Source organism: Serratia sp. LACPHL-BACT-2024-00286 (assembly GCF_043109535.1).
GTDB lineage: Bacteria > Pseudomonadota > Gammaproteobacteria > Enterobacterales > Enterobacteriaceae > Serratia > Serratia sarumanii.
In genome coordinates this window covers 826,694-848,941 of record NZ_JBICNA010000001.1, presented here as the reverse complement: position 1 = coordinate 848,941, position 22,248 = coordinate 826,694, and the positions used below count along the sequence as shown (strand labels likewise).

The following is a 22,248-nucleotide window of genomic DNA, read 5'->3' as shown; positions in this document are numbered from 1 at the left end:
TATTTCCTCGGAAAATTACCCATATTCTCGCTCTAGGGCAGAGCTTCTTTCAATATAGTCTTGCCAATTAAAATGGGAATAGCCAGCGGGCGCGGCTAAAAATCGGCCCGCCAGCATGGAATACATCCCGCGTGAACGCATTAGGAATACTCCTGTTATTTATAAGCATCCCTTATATTGCAGCGAAAAATAAGTAATCGGACCACGCCGCGTTATTGCCGTGAAAATTAATCATTCCTGATGTTTCTCTGTGGCCAAATGTTCAGTCGCCATGATGTACTTCCGAACGGTATTCTGCCTGCTCTATGCGGTAACACTGACAAAAACCGCAGTCCAGACGGTGATAAACGCCATTTTATGCACTCTGCAACGCCCGTCATCGCCCGTTCACTGGGGCTTAGCAAACAAATCATGATGCAAATCAAGAAATGTTTTGTTTCATCTGTTGACACTTCGCTTACGTGTGAGATAGCCTCGCGAATGATAATCATTAGCAAAACTGGATGGTGGCGCAAATGCATTCACGTAATTTTCTTCGGGTAACGGTTCGGATAACAGGCAACGGTCACAACACGAGACCACGTCTGCTGTGGTCTCTGGCAACGAGACAATGCATCGAACGGCCGTTGTCATCCGCCCCTTTGAGCGGCATCTCAACTTAGCCTCAACGCGCAAACTCTGGAATCAAACCCTTGCCGGATCAATGCGCCTATTATTTCCGTGCATTTTGCACGGAAATATCGCGATCTCACGCAGTTGCATCAGTTCTCAATCATGGGTTAAGGAGGCATCGGGTAGTTAAAAGTCAATTGTAAAGGGATAGGCAAAAAGAGTGGGGCGTATCGGGTGATCGCTATTCTCAGGATCTTGATTATCCCCAAGGGACATTTCGGATGTCATAGCAATACTAGCTACTTTGTGGAGAAAGTTATGGGTAATACCATGAATGGAAACGAAACGGGTTGGGACAGCGTTAACGATCTTATTCACTACCATGAACGCGGAAATGGTCTGACGATAAATAACAAACCGTCTTATGACATAAATCAGGCGGGGTTGCAGATCGCGCGCGGCGATAAAACCTGGAATGGCGTACACGTCACGGGAAAAGAGGCGACGGTGACCTATTCCTTCCCGGATTGGGATTATAACGAACTGAACCTGGGCCACCGCTCCCCGGAACGTGATACGGGGCTGAGCGCGTTCACGCAGCAGCAACAAGAACAGGCGAAGCTGTCTTTGCAATCCTGGGCTGATGTTGCCAACATCAAATTTGTCGAAGTTGCCGCAGGCCAACCCTCCAATATTACCTTTGGCAATTATGAGGGGACAGGACAAGCGTATGCCTTGAAACCGTTCTCATATAATGGCAATGATTACAGGGGGTTCAATTCTGATGGGCAAAGTTGGTACAACATTAAGAATCACTCCGAAAATTTGCATCCTGAGCTAGGTAATTACGGCCGCTTAACCATTACCCATGAAGTTGGCCATACTCTCGGGTTAGATCACCCGGGCACTTATAATGCGGGGCAAGGCAGCCCAAATTATACCAAGGCAGTTTACGCCGAAGATACCCGGCAGTTTAGCGTAATGAGTTACTGGAATGAATCCATTACCAACGCGGATCATGGCCATTACTATGCCGCTGCGCCGCTGGTTGATGATATCGCGGCCATCCAGCATCTTTACGGCGCCAATATGACCACCCGAACCGGCGACACCGTTTACGGGTTTAATTCAAATACAGGCCGAGACTTCTATACGCTCAACGACAGCCACGACAAACTGGTGATGTCTGTTTGGGATGCAGGCGGTAATGACACCCTTGATTTCTCGGGGTATAGCCAAAATCAACGTATCAACTTGAACGAAGGCGCTTTCTCCGACGTCGGGGGATTAAAAGGGAATGTTTCCATCGCCGCTGGCGTCACCATCGAAAACGCGATAGGGGGCTCAGGTAATGACGTCATTGTTGGGAATCACGCAGACAATACGCTCAAAGGCGGCGCCGGCAACGATGTCATTTACGGTGGAGCGGGCCAGGATCAATTATGGGGAGGGCAAGGCAACGACATTTTTGTCTTCTCTGATGTGAATGACTCGCCTGTTCGGGCTCCTGATACCATTTGGGACTTTGAGTCAGGCAAGGACAAGATCGATCTGTCCTTCTTCAACCAGGGCGCTAAAGGCAGTGATTTCATTCAGTTTGTCGATCATTTCAGCGGGCAGGCCGGTGAGGCGCTGGTATCCTATGATACCCAGAGCAATCTGAGTGAATTGGCCTTCAATATCCATGGCGGTGCAAATCCAGACTTCCTGGTGCACATCGTCGGGCAGGCCGACGTCGCTGTTGACTTTATCGTGTAAAACGGCAACGGTGGGCGATGATGCCCACCGTTTCGCATGGGCCAGCTATGTGCAAATTTATTCTTGTCGGAATAATTTTCTTGTTTTCAGGAGCCTCTATGGCAAGCAGTCTGGTGTTACCTTCCGCCGAAACGCTATCCGGGCAGTGGACGGTCAGTGATAAATCAAAGTCTTGTGTTGTGCAGCTCAACGCGGAGAGTGTGGAATCGGCCGGCGGCTATAGCCTGAAATTTTTATCTGATTGCACGCCCGACGTCTTGCCGCAAGAGCCTGTGGCGTGGCGTCCTGCTCCCGATGGCATTGCGCTGTTGGACAAGGATGGGCTGACCGTACTTTTCTTCTCTCAGGAAGACGATCATTATCGCAGCCAGATCTGGGCTGAAACTGGGAAGATCCTGAAGAGAAATAACGAGCGGAAAACGCCGGCCTGACCCGGCGCTTCTGAACGCGGTTATCACGCCTACATCACCCAGCCTCCGCGTAACGGCGGGGGCTTTTTAATGGGCGGGCGGCAAGCCGTCGACGATGGTAATCATGGCTTCCGCCACGTGGCGCCGCTGTTGTTTCGCCAACTGATAGGCCGGCGAATGGTAGCAGGCCAACGCGGTGGCGTAGTCGTCGAATTCGATCAGCACATGTTTCACAAACGATGGGCCTTCCAGCGTTTGCGCCTGTTCGCCGCGGGCGAGAAAACGGGCGTTGAACTGGCGAAACGCCTGGGGCGCCAAATCCATGTAATGCTGATATTGCTGCGGATCTTTCACGGTAACATGGGCAATCCAGTAAGCGGGCATCTCAGGACTCCTGTTGCAGAATGCGCTTGGCCAGCGCGGCGGCCTCGGTCAGGTGATCGATGACTTCTTGCCTGGCCTGCGTCGGATTGTTTTGTTCGATGGCGTGATAAATGCGCGTCATGCGCTCGAAGCCGGCCAGCTGGCGCTCCGGGGTTTTCAGGGTCAGGGCGCGCAGGCGGCTGATGCGGCTGTTCAGGCGTTGAACGATTTCCCAGGCGATGGCGTGATGGGCCACCTGGAAAATGGTTTCATAAAAGGTCTGCGAGGCTTCAACGCGCTGAATATCGTCCTGCCCGGCCGACGCCTGATTAATCGCAATTAATTTTTCATGCAGTTTCTTTTTATCTTCCGGCCCGGCTTTCAGGGCGCAGTCGTGAGCGGCATCCTGTTCAAGCAGCAGGCGAATAGTATAAATCTGCTCGGCAATTTCCCAGGTCAGAATAGCGACAATCGGCCCTTTCTTGCCGAGCGTTTCAATGAGCCCCTCCGCTTCGAGATAACGGATCACCTCGCGCACCACGCTGCGGCTGACGCCCAGCTCCTCGCACAGGCTGCGTTCCACCAAACGATCGCCGGCCTGAAAATACCCTGAGATAATCGCCTGCCTAATTTTCGCCAATGCCAATTCGCGCAAGGTGACCGGTGCATTCTCAATTTTCAATGACGCCTGAACCATAATTGTCTCTATTTTTTGTGGATCATCATTAATCCGGATAACGACGCGTATTTCCGTTTGCCCGGTACTATTAACATCTTTCCAACCTGCAAAGCAACGGCGGCCGATTTCGCGCCGCATCGCCAAAACGGTGAATGTTGCCGCAGCTCACAAAATCGAAAGATAGCCTAAAAAAACCGCTTTTCGGTGCCGATAGCCGCTGGCTCAACGGCTGCGGCACGGGCACAGGGTGCTGAGCGGACGCGGTTGTGGCCGGCGTTTCATTCCCTGCCAAAGTCCACGAAAATTTACTAATGCATTGATTAACCGCTGTTATTTTCAAATGTGCTCTACCGCCTCAAGTGAAAATAAGAATACCATATTATGGTATACCAAATTTTGACATACCAATCTGCCCGATGCTATACCCTCGACTCGCGACATCTGATTAACATTTGATTTACTTTTCGAGGTCCCTTATGCATCAAGACATCCGCAAGACCCTGGTTTCCACAGAAACCCTCTACGCCGACGGCGGCAAATCGGCGAGTAAACCGCTGGTGATGATCGCGGCGGCGGCGGTGATTAAAAACCCCTGGGCCGGGCAAGGCTTTGTCGAGGATCTGGCGCCAAAGATTCGAGAAATGGCGCCGGTGCTGGGCGAGTTGCTGACCGGTTTGATCCTCAAAGAAGCCGGCTCCGGCGAGCGGGTGGAAGCCTTCGGCAAAAGCGCGGTGGTGGGGCTGGGCGGCGAGTTGGAACATGCCTCGGCGCTGATCCACACGCTGCATTTCGGCAACCACTACCGTTCGGCGGTCAACGGCAAGAGCTATCTGGCGTTCAACAATACCCGCGGGCCGGCCAACGCGCCGATCCTGATCCCGATGATGGGGAAAAACGACGAAGGCAGCCGCGAGCACTACCTGACATTTCAGTTCAACATCAACGACGCGCCCTTCGACGATGAAATCGTCATCGCACTGGGCGCGGCGCTGGGGGGGCGGCCGCACCACCGCATCGGCAACCGTTATCTGGATCTGAAAGAGCTGGGCCATGATCAGAACAATCCGGCAGCTGTCTGAACCCGCTTTGCGGGTGGGGTATTTGGAGGCCGGGCGTGGCGAGCCGCTGGTATTGATCCACGGCGTAGGCATGAACGCGGAGGCCTGGTATCCCCAGCTCGATGCGCTCAGCGCGCACTTTCGGGTCATCGCCGTCGATATGCCGGGCCACGGAGAAAGCGAAGGCTTCGCCCACGCCGCGACGCTGGAGGATTACGTGCGCTGGATGGCGGCCTTCTTAAATACCCTGGGCGCGCCGAGCGCTGCGGTGGCGGGGCACTCGATGGGGGCGTTGATCACCGCCGGTCTGGCGATCGATTATCCGGAGCGGGTCAATCGCGCGGTGGTGATGAGCGGCGTGTTTCAGCGCTCAGCAAAGGCCAGCGCCGCGGTCGCGCAACGCGCCAGCGCGTTGGCCAGCGGCCAGACGCAGCTCGACTCGCCGCTGAGCCGGTGGTTTGGCGCCGATCCCGCCGAACAGCGTCTGCGCCGGCAGGTGGGCGGCTGGTTGCAACAGGTGGACATATCGGGCTACGCCCGCGCCTATCAGGCGTTTGCTACCGGCGATCGGGTGTATGCCCAGCGTTGGCACCTTATCCGCTGCCCGGTGTTGGTGCTGACCGGCGAGCACGACGCCAACTCCAGCCCGGAGATGGCGCGGCAAATGGCGCAGGCCGCACCGAACGGGCGCGCGGTAATCATTGAGAACGCCAAACACATGGTCAGTCTGACCGATGCGCAACGCGTCAACGCGCTGATGCTCGATTTTCTGACCTCAGAGCAACCTTTGACTTTAGGAGCGGCAAATGGACGCGGATAAACGCAGGCAGTTGCGCGACGCTTTCGGTGCCTTTATGACCGGCGTCACCATTGTGACCTCGGTAGACAAGCAGGGGAAGCCGATTGGCTTCACCGCCAATTCGTTTTCGTCGGTGTCGCTGGATCCGGCGCTGCTGTTGGTGAGCATCGATAAACGTTCGGCGAATCTGGCGCATTTTACCCAGTGCAGCCATTTCGCCATCAATATTCTGGCGGAACAGCAAAAAGAGGCTTCAACCATTTTTGCGCAAAAGAACGAAGACCGCTTTGCGCAGATCGATTGGCGCTGGAGCGCGTCACGGGTGCCGCTTATCGATAACAGTTCGGCGTGGTTCGACTGCTCGCTGCATCAGGTGGTGGACGCCGGCGACCATGCCATTCTGATCGGCAAGGTCGAAGGGTTCGAGTCCAACGCCACCGCCGGTCTGGGGTATTACCGCGGCGCTTATTTCACGCCTTATCAAAACGCGCAGTCGCTGATTGGTGGGCCGCAGGTGGTGGTAAGCGCGTTGATCGAGTTTGAAGGGCACGCCGTGATGGTGCGGCAAAATGACGGCGGCTATCAACTGCCGTCCAGCGCGGTGGAGAAACGCAGCGTCAGCGAAACGTTGGGAGATTTACTGCAACAGCTGGGCATTAATGCCCATCCGGGCTTCGTCTATTCCGTCTATGACGACCGCCAAAAGCACCAGCAACACATCGTTTTTCTGTGCGCGCTGCCGACCGACGCCGGCAGCCTGACGCCGCAGCTGGGCGCGGCGGAATGGTTCGACATGCCGACGCTGGCGCGGCTGCCGATCAAGGATCCGGCGCTGCGATCGATGCTGGGCCGGTTCGTCAAAGAAAACGCCGTGGGCAATTACGGTATCTATTATGGCGATGAGCACAGCGGTGCCATCAAGCAATTCGCCGGTTGAGGCTGAACGGGAGAGTGTGATGAAACTGTCTTTATTCGTGCATATGGAACGAACGTTACCCGACGAACCGCAGGAAAAGCTCTACCAGGAGATGATCGAGCTGTGTGAAATCGCCGATCGCGGCGGCATGCACGCCATCTGGACCGGCGAGCACCACGGCATGAATTTCACCATTGCGCCGAATCCGTTCATCAATCTGGCGGACATTGCCCGGCGCACCTCGCGGGTGCGGCTCGGCACCGGCACCATCATTGCGCCGTTCAATCACCCGATCCGTCTGGCGGGCGAGGCGGCGATGACCGACATCATCACCGGCGGCAGGCTGGAGCTGGGCATCGCGCGTGGCGCCTATTCCTATGAATACGAACGGCTGATGCCCGGTTTGACCGCCTGGGATGCCGGGCAGCGCATGCGCGAGTTGATCCCGGCGGTGAAAAAACTGTGGCAGGGCGACTATGCCCATCAGGGGGAATACTGGTCGTTCCCGGCGACCACCTCGTCGCCGCTGCCGAAACAGCAGCCGCATCCGCCGATTTGGGTGGCGGCGCGCGATCCCAACAGCCACGAATTTGCGGTGCAAAACGGCTGCAACGTTCAGGTTACGCCGCTTCATCAAGGGGAAGAGGAGATCGTGCGGCTGGTGACCTGTTTCAACGAGGCGCGTGCACGCTTCGCCGCCGAGCAGCCGCTGAAGATCATGCTGTTGCAGCATGGCTACGTAGCGGAAGATGAGGTGGACGCCCGCCTGGCGGCGGAAGAGCTCAACCGTTTCTACCACTACTTCGGCGCCTGGTTCAAGAACCAGCGGCCGGTGCGGCAAGGGCTGATTCAGCCGCTGAGCGACGAAGAGATCGCCGCCAATACCTATTACTCCGCCGAGATGATGCGCACCAACCTGGCTATCGGCACCGCCAATGAGGTCATTACGCGGCTGAAAAAATATGAGGCGCTGGGGTATGACGAGTTTGCGTTGTGGATCGACAGCGGCATGAGCTTTGCGCGTAAAAAGGCCTCTCTGGAGCGGTTCATTCGCTGCGTGATGCCGGAATTTCACTGACGGAGGCGCTGATGGAATCGTTCAAACTCTACATCGATGGCCGGTTTGACGCCGGTTCGGCCACCTTCGACTCGATCAACCCGGCGAGCGGCGAACCCTGGGCGCAGGTGGCGGAAGCCCGCGCGCAGGATGTGGATCGCGCCGTTGCGGCGGCGCACCGGGCTTTCCAGGGGGCCGAGTGGCGCGATATGACCGCCGGCGCGCGCGGCAAGCTGTTGTTGCGGCTGGCCGACTTGCTGGAGCAGCACGCCCCCGAGCTGGCGCGGCTGGAAACGTTGGATACCGGCAAGATCATCCGGGAAACCCAGGCGCAGATCGCTTATGTGGCGGAATACTACCGGTACTACGCCGGCCTGGCCGACAAGATGGAAGGCAGCGTGCTGGCGATCGACAAAGCCGACATGGAAACCTGGGTACGTCGCGAACCGATCGGGGTGGTGGCGGCGATCGTGCCCTGGAACAGCCAGCTGTTTCTTGCGGCGGTGAAAATCGGCCCGGCGATCGCCGCCGGCTGCACGCTGGTGGTCAAAGCGGCGGAAACCGCGCCGGCGCCGCTGCTGGCGTTCGCCAGACTGATAGACGAGGCCGGTTTTCCACGCGGCGTATGCAATGTGATCACCGGCTTTGCCGCCGAATGTGGTGCGGTGCTGACGGCGCATCCGCAGGTAGACCACATCGCCTTTACCGGCGGCGCGGAAACCGCGAAGCACATCGTTCGCGGCAGTGCGGAAAACCTCGCCAGCACCTCGCTGGAGCTGGGCGGAAAATCGCCGTTTATCGTTTTCGATGATGCGGATCTGACCAGCGCGGCGAATGCGCAGGTGGCGGCCATTTTCGCCGCGTCGGGCCAGAGCTGCGTAGCCGGCTCGCGCCTGCTGGTAGCGGAAAGCATCAAGGACACGTTTTTGGCCCGGCTGACGGAGAAGGTGCGCAGCATCCGCATCGGGCCGCCGGATCGCCCGGACACCCAGTTCGGGCCGCTTTGCACCAGGCAGCAGCAAGAGCGGATCGCCGCCATCGTCAGCCGTTCGCTGGAGCAGGGGGCAAAACTGGTGATTGGCCACGCGGCGATCGACTCACCGGGCTTTTACTACCCGCCGACGATTGTCGATTGCAGCGCGCAACCCGACGCCGAGTGCGTGAAGCAAGAGCTGTTCGGCCCGGTGCTGTCGGTGTTGACCTTCAGGGACGAAGCGGAGGCCATTCAGCTTGCCAATGATTCTGCCTATGGCCTGGCGGCCGGCATTTTCACGCAGAACCTGACGCGCGCGCATCGGGTGACCCGTCGCCTGCGGGTGGGGGTGGTGTGGCTGAATACCTATCGAGCGGTATCGCCGCTGGCGCCGTTTGGCGGCTACGGCCAGTCGGGGTTTGGCCGCGAGGGCGGGATTGACGCCGCGCTGGAATACACCACCAGCAAAACGGTGTGGCTGCGCACCAGCGACGATCCGATAGACGATCCCTTTGTCATGCGCTGAGTCAGCGCAATCAGGCACGATTTCAGATCGCGCCGGCAGCCCCGTTTTCATCGCATTGATACAGGCGACCGCAATGTCGCCGGGGCAGACGCACGCTTTTTTCGACCTATTCGCACCCTAACACGCTGTAAAAAATAATAATCCACGTTAACCGGGGGATATATGAACTCTCAGCCAGAGCAGACCGCGTTTATTGAAGACAAGTCGATAGATTTTGTTCCCGCCGGGGAGCGTCATGGCCATGCCCGCAGCCTGTTTACCCTGTGGTTTTGCACCAATATTGCGCCGCTGGCGGTGGTGACCGGGGCCATCTCCACACAAACGTTTCATCTCGATATTCTCTCGGCGCTGAGCGCGATTATCGCCGGCCACCTGTTCGGCGGTATTTTTCTGGCGCTGACCTCTGCCCAGGGGCCACAGGTCGGAATACCGCAAATGGTGCAGAGCCGGGCGCAGTTTGGCCGCTACGGCTCGCTGTTGGTGATCGTGTTCGCCACGGTGATCTATCTGGGGTTCTTTATTTCCAACATCACGCTTTCCGGCAAGGTCATCCATAACGTCATCCCGTCATTGAACATGGGCGTGGCGACGGTGATTGGCGCGGTGTTGGCAACGTTGATCGGGGTGGTGGGCTACCGTTTCATCCACAAGATCAACAAAATCGGCGCCTGGGTGATGGGCAGCGCGCTGATTCTCGGATTGGTATTGATGTTTTCTCAACCGCTGCCGGCGGATTTTTGGCAGCGGGGATCGTTCAGCATTGCCGGTTGGTTCGCCACGTTCTGCATCGGCGCCGTCTGGCAAATCAGCTTCTCGCCCTACACGTCAGACTATTCGCGTTACCTGCCGGCGGAAGTCGGCATTGCCAAACCCTTCCTGTATACCTACCTGGGCGCCTGCAGCGGCACCATTTTGGCCTTCGTGTTCGGCGTGGTGGCGGTCAATCTGGTCGCCGGCAGCGACGATGCCATGGAGGCGGTGCGCCAGGCGACGGGAGGGCTGGGGCCGGTGCTGATGGTGCTGTTTCTGATCAACATCATCTGCCATAACTCGATGAATTTGTACGGCGCGGTGCTTTCACTCATCACTGCGGTACAAACCTTCTTACCGCAGTGGATGCCGAATGCGCGTATACGCACGCTGTTCTCGGCGCTGATTTTGCTGGGGGCTGTGTGGGTGGCGCTGGTTGCCTCGGCCAACTTCGTTCATCTGTTCCTGAACCTGATTTTTGCCTTGATTTCGGTGCTGATCCCCTGGTGCATGATCAACCTGATTGATTTTTACCTGCTTAACCGCCAACGCTATGACATTTCGGCCATTTTCAGCGCCGACGGCGGGCGCTACGGCCTGCTAAACACCCGCGCGCTCGGCGTTTATTTCGGCGGTATTGCGGTGCAGGTGCCTTTCGTCGAGAACGCATTCTTCTCCGGCCCTTACGCCAATCTGATCCCGGGCGCAGACATTTCCTGGGTGATCAGCATGGTGCTGACCGGTATCGCCTACCCATTGTGTTGTTCGCGACGGGCTAACTGGGCGGTGCAATTATAATTCTCCTGCATCCCGGCCAGCATAAAAGGCCGGTTTGAGTGATATGATAAAGTAATTTTTAGAACAGGATGTTTCTAATTTTTTAATTTATTAAATTAGATAATAATCGTATGAAATGGCTAAATGGATTTGGGCTAACTTATGATTGTTATATTAATGTTGCTGCTCATGGTGTTTTATATATCGCTAGCTTATGAGTTTAAAAGAATGAAAAAGCGAAGAATATATGCCTGGCATAAAAGGAAAAGGAGGGCGTCGGTTAGGCGATTAATCAACATGCTGTTATTCAAGTAATTTCCCGAAGTAGTTCTTACAGGAGGGAACACGATTATTGAGATATATCTCCCTCTGGTTATTAGTTGTTTCGCTACGTTTATATTGCGTCGGGTTGGCTCCGACGCAACATCAGCCTGCGGCGAATAGCCGCTGCTGCCAATAGGCCAGTTGCGTCAATGTCATGGGCTCGGCGGCAATGATTGCGTGATTTTCCAGGGCGATTTCGCGGGCGCGTTGCAATGGCTCGGCGCTGAGGCGCTGCACGCTTTGCCGCAGCGCCTGTTGTATTTGCGCCAGCTCGTTTGCGCCCACGTGCGCCAGCTCATGACGCATCTGTAGTAAGAATTCGTCGGTTAACTGCCGCAGCTGTTCAACGTTGAACGTTGGGGATTGCAGCGCGAACAGCAGGCCTTCGGCATCGGCGCAGCGGTGGAAGGCGCATTGCACCACGTAGCCCACGTTGCGATTCACGCGCAACCGCTGAAAATAGCGCGGCGCGTAAAGCTGGGCCAGCACGCGCAGCGCCCAACGGCCTTCGGCTTCGCCGTTCGGCAGCGGGTAAAACTGCAGCAAGGCGTGTTCGGCGCCGCTTTCCGTCAGCGTGACGGGGCGATGATGCTGATATATCGGCAGCGGCGGCTCGGCGGCCACGGGATAGGGGAAGTCGTACAGCAGGTGCGACAGCTGCCGTTTTAACTCGCCATCGCCGCCGACTAAGGTGGCATGCCACTGCACCGCTGTTGCTGTCGGCGCGCTGAGCGCCGCGGGCAATTGGGCCAGCAGGCGACGAATGGCGATGTCGTTTTGCTCTTGCAACTGCGTATGGCGCAGGTTTCTCGCCGCCTCGTTGAGAATGGCCGACGGCAACGCCGCCAGCGCCCGGTTCACCTCGCTCAGCCCGTGGCAAAGCAGCGCGGGGCTGCCCGCCAGCTGCAGCAGCCACGCACCCTGGTGGCGTTCGAAGCTTAAATGTCCTTCCCGATGCGCCAGTTCGGCCGCCCCGGCGCGCAGCGCCGCCTGTAAGCCGTAGGCCTGTGCATCACTGAAGGGGCTGGACGGCGTCGGCCGCAGCAGCAGCACCGGCTGCGCTTCGTCGGGGCGCAGATGCCGCACCGGCGCCAGGCCGGCAGGCAATGTCGGGGGCGGCAGCGCCGCCGAGGAGGAGAAAAAGCGGAAGGGTTCAGTCGTAGCCGTCAGCGCGGCGCCGGCGAAGGGGCCAAGCGCCAGCGGCAGCCCTTGAATTTCACGGGTTTCACCGCCGCCTTCGGGCCGCACGGCCAGGCGACGGCGCGGCGCGCTAATCAACGCCGCAATATGCCGTGGCCAATCGTCGTTCGGCTCCGCCGGCGGCAGCCTAAACGCTCTGGCACGCAGCTGGTCGAGCGGCGCCAAACGGTGGAAATCGCGATTTGCCAGCCGCTCGTAATGCGCAAGCTGGGCCGGTGTCAGCACCTGCAGCGCCTGCAGCCACGCCAGCAGGGCGCTTTCGATGCAGGCAGCCTCAGCGGCTGAACCGTGATTGACGGTAAAGATAAAACTCAGCAGCGCGTTGTTCTCGCTGCAGCGCGAATAATCGAGCCGAACGGCATCGCACCACGCCTGAGCGCGCAGCCGGGCCAGCAGCCCGCCGGGGGCTTCGTCCAGCAGCAGGCGCTCCAGCCGCCGCAGCCAGCCGCGCGAATGGGAGCGCGGCAGGGCAAACACCAGTCTCAGCTGCGGCGTGCCGGGCAGCGTCAGGGTGTAATCTTCCGCAGCGGTCAGCGGCGGTGAGCTCTCGTGCGGTGAGCCGTTGCCCGCCGGCAGCCGGCTGCCGTAGCGCTGGGCCAGCGCATGCAGCTGCGCCAGCGATTGCGGGCCTTGCAGCCACAGCGTCAGGTTTGGCGCGCGAAAATAGCGCTGATAAAACTGCCGCAGCGCCAGCTGCAACGCGGAAATATCGCTGCCGAAGGCGGCGCGGCTGCCGATATGAAAGCGATGCATTGCGTCAAGGCCGCTGAACATCTGTCGCTGCGCGGCTTCGCAGCGGGTTTCCACATCGGCGCGCAGCAGGCGATATTCAGCGTCGATGACCTCAATCTCCTGAGCGATCGCCTCGGCCGCCAGCTGCGGGGCGGCGAGCATATCGCTCAGCCGCGCCAGCCCCGGCGCCAAATGGTCTGCGCTCACCTCGAAGAAGAAGGCGGTTTGCGAGGCCTGGGTGGTGGCGTTCAGCCGGCCTCCCACCGAGGCGACCCAGGCCATCAGACCATCTTGCACGCCGTAGTTCGCGCTGCCGCGAAACAACATATGCTCCAGCAGATGCGCCAGGCCCGGCCAGGCGACGGGCGCCTGAAAACTGCCCGCTTCAATGCGCACCAGCGCGGCGGCGCCCGCGGCGGCAGGATCGCTTATCGCCTTGACGGCCAAACCGTTGTCGAGCTGCCACGAGTCGCCGGCGGGTGTCATCGTCAACCCTTGAAGATCAGACGGGAGTTGGCCTGATTGCGAAAACGCAGCTGATCGATACCGATCTGCGAGCGATTCGCCGCTTCCCGCGCCGCCAGAATGGTGCCGTGGTGGGGCGATTTGCCGCACACCGGGTCGGCGTTGTCGGCGTTGCCGGTCAGCATGAACGCCTGGCAGCGGCAGCCGCCGTAGTCTTGCTCTTTCTCCGAGCAGGAACGGCACGGCTCCGGCATCCAGTCATAGCCGCGATAGCGGTTAAAGCCGAACGAGTGGTACCAGATATGCTGCAGATCGTGCTCCAGCACCGACGGGAAGGCGATCGGTAACTGACGGGCGCTGTGACAGGGTAACGCCATGCCTTCCGGCGTCACGCTCATGAAGATGGCGCCCCAGCCGCCCATGCAGCCTTTGGGGCGCTCCTCGTAGTAGTCCGGCGTGACGAACAGCAGGTTGGCCAGCTTGCCGTCGGTGGCCATGCGTTCGCGGTAGCGTTTCACCACCGCTTCCGCGTCGGCGATCTGCTCGCGGGTCGGCAGCAGCCCCTCGCGGTTGAGGTGCGCCCAGCCGTAGAACTGGCAGGTCGCCAGCTCGACGTCGTCGGCGTCCAGCTGGATCGCCAGTTCGATAATGCGGTCGATCTGGCCGATATTATGGCGATGCAGCACGAAGTTGAGCACCATCGGATAGCCGAGCGCCTTGACCGCCCTGGCCATGACCAGCTTCTGCTGAAACGCCTTGGCGGAGCCCGCCAGCGCGGCGTTCAGCGTTTCATCGCTGGCCTGAAAACTGATCTGGATATGATCCAGCCCGGCGTCGGCGAAGGTCTGCAGCTTTTTCTCGGTCAGGCCGATGCCGGAGGTGATCAGGTTGGTGTAAAAGCCGAGCGCGCGCGCGGCGGCGATCAGCTCGGGCAGGTCTTTACGCACCAGCGGCTCGCCGCCGGAAAAACCGAGCTGCACGCTGCCCATCGCCCGCGCCTGGCGAAACACCTCGATCCACTGCGCGGTGGTCAGCTCTTTTTCCTGCGCGGCGAAATCGAGCGGGTTGGAGCAATACGGACACTGCAGCGGGCAGCGGTAGGTCAGCTCCGCCAGCAGCCAGAGCGGCGGGTTCACCGCCGGCGCGCGCGCTTCAGTCACGGAAGGTCACCCATTTTTGTTCGTAGGCGCGCTGGAAAAACTCCAGCACGTCTTCCGCCAGCCCTTCGGCGCCGGGGAAGCGGGCGTTCAACTGGGCGATGATGCCGTTCAGCGTGGTGTGGCCGTCGACCAGCTGCAAGATGGCGGCGGCGCTGTCGTTCAGCTTGGCCATGCCTTCCGGGTAGAGGATCACGTGGCTGTTTTGCACTTGCTCCCATTGCAGGCGGTAGCCGCGACGGAAGACGGGGGTGTGTTCAGGGTTCAGCGTCATTACACCAGCCTCTGGTTGTGCCATACCCGCGCGGTGGTCACGCTGTGGTAAGGCGGGCGGTTCAGGGTATAGGCCATGCTCATGGCGTCCAGCATGCTCCACAGAATGTCCAGCTTGAACTGCAGGATCTCCAGCATGCGCTGCTGTTTTTCTACGGTGTCGCAATAGTCCAGCGCCAGCGCCAGGCCGTGTTCAACATCGCGGTTGGCCTGGCCGAGGCGGCTGCGGAAATAGTCGTAGCCGGCGGCGTCGATCCACGGGTAGTGCTGCGGCCAGCTGTCGAGGCGCGATTGGTGGATTTGCGGCGCGAACAGTTCGGTCAGCGAGCTGCAGGCCGCTTCCTGCCAGCAGGCGCGGCGCGCGAAATTGACGTAGGCGTCCACCGCGAAGCGCACGCCCGGCAGCACCAATTCTTCAGAGAGCAGGGCGTCGCGCTGCAGCCCGACGGCTTCGCCCAGGCGCAGCCAGGCTTCGATGCCGCCTTCGCTGCCGCCGTAGCCATCGTGATCCAGGATGCGCTGCACCCATTTGCGGCGGGTTTCCGGCTGTGGGCAGTTGGCCATGATCGCCGCGTCTTTGATCGGAATGCTGGTCTGGTAGTAGAACCGGTTGGCCACCCAGCCCTGGATCTGTTCGCGGGTCGCTTCGCCGTTGTGCATCGCGATGTGGTACGGGTGGTGAATATGGTAATAAGCGCCTTTGGCGCGCAGCGCCGCTTCAAATGCCGGCGGAGTCAGGGGCAGTGGTTGCGTCATGGCGGTTCCCTACAGTTCGATATTCATGCCGTCCCAGCTCACTTCAATGCCGGCGGCGGTCAGGCTTTGCCGCTCTACCGAGTCTTCATTGAGGATAGGGTTGGTATTGTTTATGTGGATCAGGATCTTACGCCTGGCGGGCAAGGTGGCGAGCAGGGCCGCCAGCCCGTGTTCTTCCGCCAGCGCCAGATGCCCCATGTCCTTGCCGGTATTGCGGCCCACGCCGGCGTTGGCCAGCTCGTTGTCGCGCCACAGCGTGCCGTCGATCAGCAGGCAGTCCGCGCGGCGCAGCCACGGCAGCAGCGCCTCGTCCGGCTCACCCAGGCCCGGCGCGTACAGCAGCGCCACCCCGCGCGCGGTATCTTCGATAAACAGCGCCACGTTGTGGCCCGGCATCGGGCGATCGCGGAACGGCGAATAGGGCGGCGCGTTGCTGAGCAGCGGAATGGCGGTAAAGCGCACGTTCGGGCAGACCATCGTGCGGAACGGCTCGCCGGGCGTCACCGGGTGGTGAATCAGGCCGCCGTTCCAGTGTGAGAGCATGGGAAATACCGGGAAACCGGTGCTGAGATCGTCATGCACTTCAGGGGTGCACCAGACGTGATGCGGGCAGCCCTCGCGCAAATTGAGCAAGCCCGCGCTGTGATCGATCTGGCTGTCGGTCAACACGATCGCGCCGATGCCGGTGCCGCGCAGCACCTCGGGATTATTCAATTCGGGCGAGGCCAGCAGCTGATGGCAAATGTCCGGGGAAACGTTGCACAGCACCCAGTTTTTACCGTCGTCGCTGACGGCGATGGAGGACTGCGTGCGGCGCGTGGCGCTGATGCTGTGGTCGCGAACGCCCCGACAGTTGTCGCAGTTGCAATTCCACTGGGGAAAGCCGCCGCCCGCCGCCGAGCCGAGAACTTTTATCTGCATGTCTAAACCAGAAAAGAAGGAAAGAAATGCCCGCGCGAAAGGCGGGCAGACGGGCGATTAACGGTTGGAAATGTACAGCGTCACTTCCAGCCCCAGACGCAGATCAACAAACTCAGGTTTAGTCCAGGTAGTCATAGCGGTGCTCCTTTGCATGCATCGTAATAAGTCGAACCCAATGAGAAACGTTCGCATTCGGCCGGCCCAATGTTGGCGAAGTGTGACGGAGATCGCAACCTTTAAAACGTAACCGGGTTATTCACCCCAGGCGGCGGTGAGCGCGTTCAGCCAGTTGCGCCAGGTCAGCTTCTCCAGCAACCGGTTATCGAACCCGGCCTGCGCCAGCGCTTGCGTCAGGCGCGGCAGGCCAGCGGCGTCCTCCAGCGGTTGCGGTACGTTGACCCCGTCAAAATCAGAGCCAAATCCCACGCGATCTTCACCAAGTTTAGCGATCAAATACTCAACGTGTTTAACAATTTCTGTTAAGCCAGTTGTTGCACTGTCACGTTTACCGTCCGCACGCAGGAAGGCGGTGCCGAAATTGACGCCGACCATCCCGCCGCTCTGGGCGATGGCGCCCAGCTGTGCGTCGGTCAGGTTGCGCGGCTGGGGGCAGAGGGCGTGGGCGTTGGAGTGGGTGGCGACCAGCGGCGCGTTGCTCAGCGCGGCGGTTTGCCAGAAGGTTTTCTCGTTCATGTGCGAGACGTCGATCATGATGCGGCTGCGGTTGCAGGCGCGGATCAGCGCCTCGCCGGCCGGCGTCAGGCCGGGGCCGGTATCGGGTGAGCCCGGGAACGGCCCGCTGACGCCGGTGCCGAAGGCGTTCGGGAGATTCCAGAATGGCCCGATGCTGCGCACGCCCAGCCGGTAGAAGGCCTCCAGCTGCGTCAGCTCCGCGTCGATCATGCCGGCACCTTCGATATGCAGCACCGCGGCAATTTGCCGGTTGAGGCGGCACTGTTCTATCTCGGTGGCGGTGCGGCAGATGCGCAGTCGCCCCTGAGAAGCCTGCTCCAACTGCTGCAGGATGGCGATCTGCCGTTCGGCGATCGCCAGCGGATCGAAGGCGGCCTGCGCCTCGTCCTGCGTTTGGTTGCGCATCTGGGCGATATAGCTGACCGGGGGAATAAATACCGCGAACAGTCCGCCAAAAAATCCGCCGCGCCGCATGCGGGAGAAATCGAGGTGGCCCGGCGTGACGCGGGAATAGAAGGCGGCGGCCGGATCGTCGTCGTGCTGCAGCCACAGGTTGAGCAGCAGGTCGTTATGGCCGTCGAATACCGGCCAGAGAGGGGGAAGCGTCATGAGCGTTTCACTGAGTCAGGCATCGTGAACGCTATGTTCTCCCATCGCGCGAGGGGGAACAACCCTCAGGGTATGGGGCTTTACCGTTGGCTGGATCACTCGACGTCAGTAATGCAAAATCTAGTGACATTGTCACTATTCGCGAAACGGTTCCTGCACGCGCTGGCGACAGACCGACAGCACCAATTGCCGCAGCCAGCGGTGATCCGCCTCGGCGTCCAGGCGCGGGTGCCACATTTGCGACACGGTGATAGGCGGCGTTTTCACCGGCAGCTCGAAGACGCGCAGCGGGCCGTCGGCAGGTTGAGCGTGCAGGAAGGAGGCGGGCAACAGCGCCAGCAGGTTCGAGGCCTGCGCCACCGCCAGCGCGGCCGGAAAACTCGGCACCACGGCGGCAATCTGGCGCGTCAGCCCCAGCTCCGCCAGCGCGGCGTCTACCGGCCCGAGAATGCGCCCGCTGCGCGAGGCCACCACGTGGCCGCAGGCGGCATAGTCGGCGGCGCCGATTTCCCGCTGCGGCGCCAAGGGATGCGCGCTTCTCATCACGCCGACGAAGCGATCGCGAAACAGCGCCTGCAGGCGGATTTCCGGGCCCATGTCACCCAGCACGCCTATCTCCAGATCGACCAGCCCTTCACGCAGCGGGCGGTCGCTTTTCTCCGGCTTGGGCGCAAAGCGCAGCCGCACCCGCGGCGCCTGTTCGGCAGCGGCGGCGATCAGCGCCGGGCCGAAGGCTTCGACGAAGCCGTCGTTGGCACGCAGCGTGAAGGTACGATCCAGCTCGGCGGGATCTAATGCTCCCTGCGCCGGGCGCAGCAGCGCACGGGCTTCGAATGCCGTATTTCGCGTCCGCTCGCGCAGCGTTTCGGCATAGGGCGTAAGCACCATATGACGGCCGGCGCGCACGAGCAGGGGATCGCCGGTGGCCGCGCGCAGCCGGTTGAGGGTGCGGCTCATCGCCGAAGCGCTTAAACCGAGACGCCGTGCGGCGCCGACGACGCTGCCCGCCGTCAGCAGCGCATCGAGCGCGATCAACAGGTTGAAATCAGGGTCGGTCATGCGTGCGTATCCTGTGGGCTGGCAAGGAAAGGAAGCATTTGGTGCAGATGAAAACCGCCCATGTACATCCGTTGTCTGCCATTATGCATGGTTATCTTTTTCGCACGCTATGATTTATCCGGTTGAGAATGTGAAGAGTGCCACCCGCGAGCGGGCGGCAAAGATTTTAACGGCTGGAGAGGATCATATCGGCGGCTTTTTCACCGATCATGATGCTGGGCGCATTGGTGTTGCCGCTGGGAATGACCGGCATCACCGAGGCGTCGATCACTCGCAGCCCCGATAAGCCGCGCACCTGCAGCTGCGGATCGACCACCGCCATGTCATCGACACCCATGCGTGCAGTGCCTACCTGATGGTGATAGGAGCCGGTAGTGCGGCGAATATAGTCGCGCATTTGCGCGCGGCTGTTCACGCCATCCATGCCTTGCTCTCGACCGCGCCACGGCGCCATGGCGCTCTGGTGCATCACGTCGCGCATCAACAGCGCTTTGTCGGTCATGATCTCCAAATCCTCGTTCTCGGCATACACCTGCGGATCCATCAACGGAGGTTGGAGGGGATCGTTCGAACCAAGCCACAGACGCCCGCGGCTTTTCGGCCGCACCAAACCCGGCGTAACGGTATACCCCTGGTTGACGCCGGGCAGGAACGGCATGGTGAACAACAGCGACTGGGTATCCGGCCCGCTTAACTGCGGTGCCGATTTATGGAAGATCTGCGCTTCGATACCGGAGGCCAAGCCGACCGCGACCGGCTGCGGAGAAGACCAAACCATCGGGCAGACCAGGTGGTCGTGAAGGTTTTCGCCAACGCCGGGCAGGTTGACCAACGCAGTCATGCCCAGTTTTTCCAACTGTTCCGCCGGGCCGATGCCGGAGTGCAGCAGAATGGAAGGGCTCATGAGCGACCCGGCGCACAGCAGCACTTCATGTTTGGCTTCGATGCGATAATCGATACCGCGATGCAGGAAGTGCACCCCGGTAATGCGATCGCCCTGGTTCAACAATTTCAGTACCCGGGCTTCCGTCATGACCGACAGGTTCGGTGCCTGGCTAATGGCATCGCAATAGCATACCCAGGCGCTGGCCCGTTTGCCGTCCGGCGTCATGGTGTATTGCGGGAAGCTGACGCCGCTGGGATCGTTGCCGTCGTTATAATCCCCTACCCAGCGCAAGCCTGCCTGTTGACCCGCTTCGACAAAAGCATGGGCCAGCGGGGTCATCGCCGGACGAGAAACCTGCAGTAGGCCACCGGTGGCGTGCTGTGCGGAAAGGCCGGCGATATTGCAATTTTCCGCTTTGCGGAAATAAGGCAGTACATCCCGCCAGGCCCAACCGGCGGCGCCCAGCGCGGCCCAATTGTCATAATCCTCTGGCAGGCCGCGCACGTACATCATGCCGTTGATGGCGCTGGATCCGCCCAGCGTTTTTCCGCGTGGCCAATAGATATCCTGTTTACCTGCGAAGGTCTGCGGCTGAGTTGAAAAACCCCAGTCAACGGCGGAGTGCCACAGCGCCATCGCTTCCGGCGGATTATGGATCGCCGGCATGTCGTCGCGCGGGCCCGCCTCGAGCAGCAGCACGCGCAGGCCGGCGTCCACCAGCCGACGAGTCACGACCGAGCCGGCGGAGCCGGCGCCGATCACGATAAAATCGTATTTGGGATCGTTGGCGCGAGTGGTGGTACGCGTATAGCCGGAAAACGGCAGCGCCGCCGCTGCCCCCATCGCCAGGCTGGCGGCAATGAACTTGCGGCGCCCGACGTTAGCGGTGATTTTATCTTGTTTCATGATGTCTCCTCGCGGCCGATCAATGGGCGGCGATATCTTGCAGCGCAATCCATGTGGCCTTCATTTCGCCGTACTGCGGCAAGGCGTGCAGCGACAGATCGCGACCGATGCCGGATTGCTTGAAACCGCCGAACGGCGAAAGAATGTCGCGCGTCAGGAAATGGTTGACCCACACGGTACCGGCCTCGAGTTGCCGCGCGACGCGGTGCACCTTGGCGATGTCTGGCGTCCAGAAGCCGACGGTCAGGCCGTATTCGCTGTCATTCGCCAGTTGAATGGCTTGCTCCTCGTCTTCAAAAGTCATCAACGAGGCGACCGGTCCGAAGATCTCGTTTTGTGAGGCGGTCATCTCCGGCGTGGCGTTGTCGATCAGCGTAGGCGGCAGTACATACCCTCCCGGCAGCAGGGTATTGTCGGCCTGGCCGCCGCTGAGGATGCTTGCGCCTTCAGCGCGTGCCGATTCGATATAGCGCAACACGTTGGCCTGATGTTGAACATCGATCAACGGCCCCATTGCGGTGGCCGGATCCAGCGGATGGCCCGGCTGCCATTTCTTCAACTCTTCCAACAGCAAGGCCAGGAACTGAGCTTTGATGGAAGATTGCACCAGCAGTCGAGTGCCGGAAGCGCACACCGCCCCCTGATTGGCGCAGAACCCCAGCGCGGCGAAGCGCGCCGCGCGTGCCAGATCCGGCGTGTCGGCAAAAATGATGTGCGCATTTTTACCGCCGCCTTCAAGGAAGGTGCGTTTCATGTTTGACTGCCCGGCGTAAATCAGCAGCTGTTTGGCGACTTGCGTGGAGCCGGTAAACGCCATTGCGCGCACCCGGGGGTGCAGCGCCAGCGTTTTGCCTACCTGCGCGCCTCCGGTTACCACGTTGAATACTCCGTCGGGGATACCGGCCTGACGGGTCAGCTCGGCGAAGCGGATACCGGTCAACGGCGCTTTCTCCGACGGTTTGAATACCACTGAGTTGCCCATCGCCAGCGCCGGAGCTATCTTCCAGCATGCGATCATCAGCGGGTTATTCCAGGGCGTCATCACCGCCACCACGCCGAGCGGCGCCAGCGTGATCATGCCATGGAACGCGTCGCCAGTCGGGGCGATTTCACCGGCGATCTTGTCGATCGCTTCGGCGTAATAACGGATGGCGGTCTGCACATCCTGCATGTCCATATCCAGCGATTCGTGGATGGTTTTACCGGTATCCAGGCTTTCCAAGAGTGCCAACTCTTCCTGATGCTGGGCTACCAGATCGGCCAGTCGCAGCAGTGTTGCTTTACGTTGCGCTGGCGTGCGCCGCGCCCAGTCACCGGCTTGGAAAGCCTGTTCCGCGGCCGCCACCGCGTGATTGACCGTGGCTTCATCACAATCGGCGATGTTGGCCAGCGGGCGCCCGTCGATTGGGCTGGCATCGACGAAGGTCATGCCATCGGCTGAATCCTGATACTGACCGGCGATATAGGCTCGGCCTTCAATTTGCAGCCCGGCGGCCTGTTGCCGCCATTGGGCGAAAGTTTTGTTTTGGCTACTCATCTCGGTTCCCTTAGTGGACACCGCTTAGCGGGTGAGCCATTAAACTAGCGGG

Annotated in this window: 20 protein-coding genes; 8 read left to right on the top strand and 12 right to left on the bottom strand. The window is 60.0% G+C overall.

Annotation, left to right across the window (positions count from 1 at the left end; all coding sequences use genetic code 11):
• Positions 1–930 precede the first annotated feature (930 nt).
• Entirely contained in the window at positions 931–2,370 is a 1,440-nt protein-coding gene (locus ACF8MC_RS03975; RefSeq protein ID WP_033648293.1) for a serralysin family metalloprotease, read from the top strand.
• Positions 2,371–2,468: 98 nt separating this feature from the next.
• Positions 2,469–2,801, top strand: a complete 333-nt coding sequence (locus ACF8MC_RS03970; RefSeq protein ID WP_039566164.1) for an AprI/Inh family metalloprotease inhibitor — start codon at positions 2,469–2,471, stop codon at positions 2,799–2,801.
• Between the two features lie 66 nt (positions 2,802–2,867).
• Here ACF8MC_RS03970 and ACF8MC_RS03965 read toward each other — a convergent pair whose 3' ends face one another.
• Positions 2,868–3,164: a DUF1330 domain-containing protein gene (locus ACF8MC_RS03965; protein ID WP_049212328.1), complete on the bottom strand. Its 297-nt coding sequence runs from the start codon at positions 3,162–3,164 to the stop codon at positions 2,868–2,870.
• Between the two features lies 1 nt (position 3,165).
• Positions 3,166–3,840, bottom strand: a complete 675-nt coding sequence (locus ACF8MC_RS03960) for a GntR family transcriptional regulator (RefSeq protein ID WP_239506342.1) — start codon at positions 3,838–3,840, stop codon at positions 3,166–3,168.
• Positions 3,841–4,298: 458 nt separating this feature from the next.
• Between ACF8MC_RS03960 and ACF8MC_RS03955 the strand changes: the two genes are divergently transcribed.
• The 6 genes from ACF8MC_RS03955 (at position 4,299) to ACF8MC_RS03930 (ending at position 10,699) form a co-directional block, all read left to right on the top strand.
• Positions 4,299–4,901, top strand: coding sequence for an amino acid synthesis family protein (locus tag ACF8MC_RS03955; RefSeq protein ID WP_041035081.1), 603 nt, complete (start codon positions 4,299–4,301; stop codon positions 4,899–4,901).
• The gene (locus ACF8MC_RS03950; protein ID WP_033655041.1) at positions 4,873–5,700 is read left to right on the top strand and encodes an alpha/beta fold hydrolase; all 828 of its coding nucleotides are present in this window, start codon (positions 4,873–4,875) and stop codon (positions 5,698–5,700) included. Before ACF8MC_RS03955 ends, ACF8MC_RS03950 begins: the two co-directional genes overlap by 29 nt.
• On the top strand, positions 5,687–6,616 hold the full coding sequence (locus ACF8MC_RS03945; protein WP_164104937.1) for a flavin reductase family protein: 930 nt from the start codon (positions 5,687–5,689) through the stop codon (positions 6,614–6,616). Before ACF8MC_RS03950 ends, ACF8MC_RS03945 begins: the two co-directional genes overlap by 14 nt.
• A gap of 19 nt (positions 6,617–6,635) precedes the next feature.
• A complete protein-coding gene (locus tag ACF8MC_RS03940) occupies positions 6,636–7,673 on the top strand; it encodes an LLM class flavin-dependent oxidoreductase (RefSeq protein WP_060430183.1) in 1,038 nt (345 codons plus the stop codon).
• Between the two features lie 11 nt (positions 7,674–7,684).
• A complete protein-coding gene (locus tag ACF8MC_RS03935) occupies positions 7,685–9,151 on the top strand; it encodes an aldehyde dehydrogenase (protein WP_047567503.1) in 1,467 nt (488 codons plus the stop codon).
• Between the two features lie 162 nt (positions 9,152–9,313).
• Positions 9,314–10,699, top strand: a complete 1,386-nt coding sequence (locus tag ACF8MC_RS03930; protein ID WP_047567500.1) for a cytosine permease — start codon at positions 9,314–9,316, stop codon at positions 10,697–10,699.
• Positions 10,700–11,104: 405 nt separating this feature from the next.
• On the opposite strand, the gene pqqF is transcribed toward ACF8MC_RS03930, so the two are convergent.
• The 10 genes from pqqF to ACF8MC_RS03880 form a co-directional block, all read right to left on the bottom strand.
• Positions 11,105–13,420, bottom strand: a complete 2,316-nt coding sequence (pqqF, locus tag ACF8MC_RS03925) for a pyrroloquinoline quinone biosynthesis protein PqqF (protein ID WP_164104938.1) — start codon at positions 13,418–13,420, stop codon at positions 11,105–11,107.
• A 2-nt stretch (positions 13,421–13,422) separates the two neighbouring features.
• The gene (pqqE, locus tag ACF8MC_RS03920) at positions 13,423–14,559 is read right to left on the bottom strand and encodes a pyrroloquinoline quinone biosynthesis protein PqqE (protein WP_164104939.1); all 1,137 of its coding nucleotides are present in this window, start codon (positions 14,557–14,559) and stop codon (positions 13,423–13,425) included.
• On the bottom strand, positions 14,552–14,830 hold the full coding sequence (gene pqqD, locus ACF8MC_RS03915) for a pyrroloquinoline quinone biosynthesis peptide chaperone PqqD (RefSeq protein ID WP_039566152.1): 279 nt from the start codon (positions 14,828–14,830) through the stop codon (positions 14,552–14,554). Before pqqD ends, pqqE begins: the two co-directional genes overlap by 8 nt.
• Complete coding sequence (gene pqqC / locus ACF8MC_RS03910; RefSeq protein ID WP_039566149.1) at positions 14,830–15,585, bottom strand: pyrroloquinoline-quinone synthase PqqC; 756 nt, start codon at positions 15,583–15,585, stop codon at positions 14,830–14,832. Before pqqC ends, pqqD begins: the two co-directional genes overlap by 1 nt.
• Before the next feature lie 9 nt (positions 15,586–15,594).
• Entirely contained in the window at positions 15,595–16,506 is a 912-nt protein-coding gene (gene pqqB / locus ACF8MC_RS03905; protein WP_033653177.1) for a pyrroloquinoline quinone biosynthesis protein PqqB, read from the bottom strand.
• A gap of 57 nt (positions 16,507–16,563) precedes the next feature.
• The gene (pqqA, locus tag ACF8MC_RS03900) at positions 16,564–16,641 is read right to left on the bottom strand and encodes a pyrroloquinoline quinone precursor peptide PqqA (protein ID WP_004937827.1); all 78 of its coding nucleotides are present in this window, start codon (positions 16,639–16,641) and stop codon (positions 16,564–16,566) included.
• 117 nt (positions 16,642–16,758) lie between these two features.
• Positions 16,759–17,808 carry a dipeptidase gene (locus ACF8MC_RS03895; protein WP_164104940.1) on the bottom strand — a complete coding sequence of 350 codons (1,050 nt, stop codon included), beginning with the start codon at positions 17,806–17,808 and terminating at the stop codon, positions 16,759–16,761.
• A 135-nt stretch (positions 17,809–17,943) separates the two neighbouring features.
• Positions 17,944–18,867: a LysR family transcriptional regulator gene (locus ACF8MC_RS03890; protein WP_164104941.1), complete on the bottom strand. Its 924-nt coding sequence runs from the start codon at positions 18,865–18,867 to the stop codon at positions 17,944–17,946.
• Between the two features lie 166 nt (positions 18,868–19,033).
• Positions 19,034–20,659, bottom strand: a complete 1,626-nt coding sequence (locus tag ACF8MC_RS03885) for a GMC family oxidoreductase (RefSeq protein ID WP_051917601.1) — start codon at positions 20,657–20,659, stop codon at positions 19,034–19,036.
• 19 nt (positions 20,660–20,678) lie between these two features.
• Entirely contained in the window at positions 20,679–22,196 is a 1,518-nt protein-coding gene (locus ACF8MC_RS03880; RefSeq protein WP_033653172.1) for an aldehyde dehydrogenase family protein, read from the bottom strand.
• Positions 22,197–22,248 lie beyond the last annotated feature (52 nt).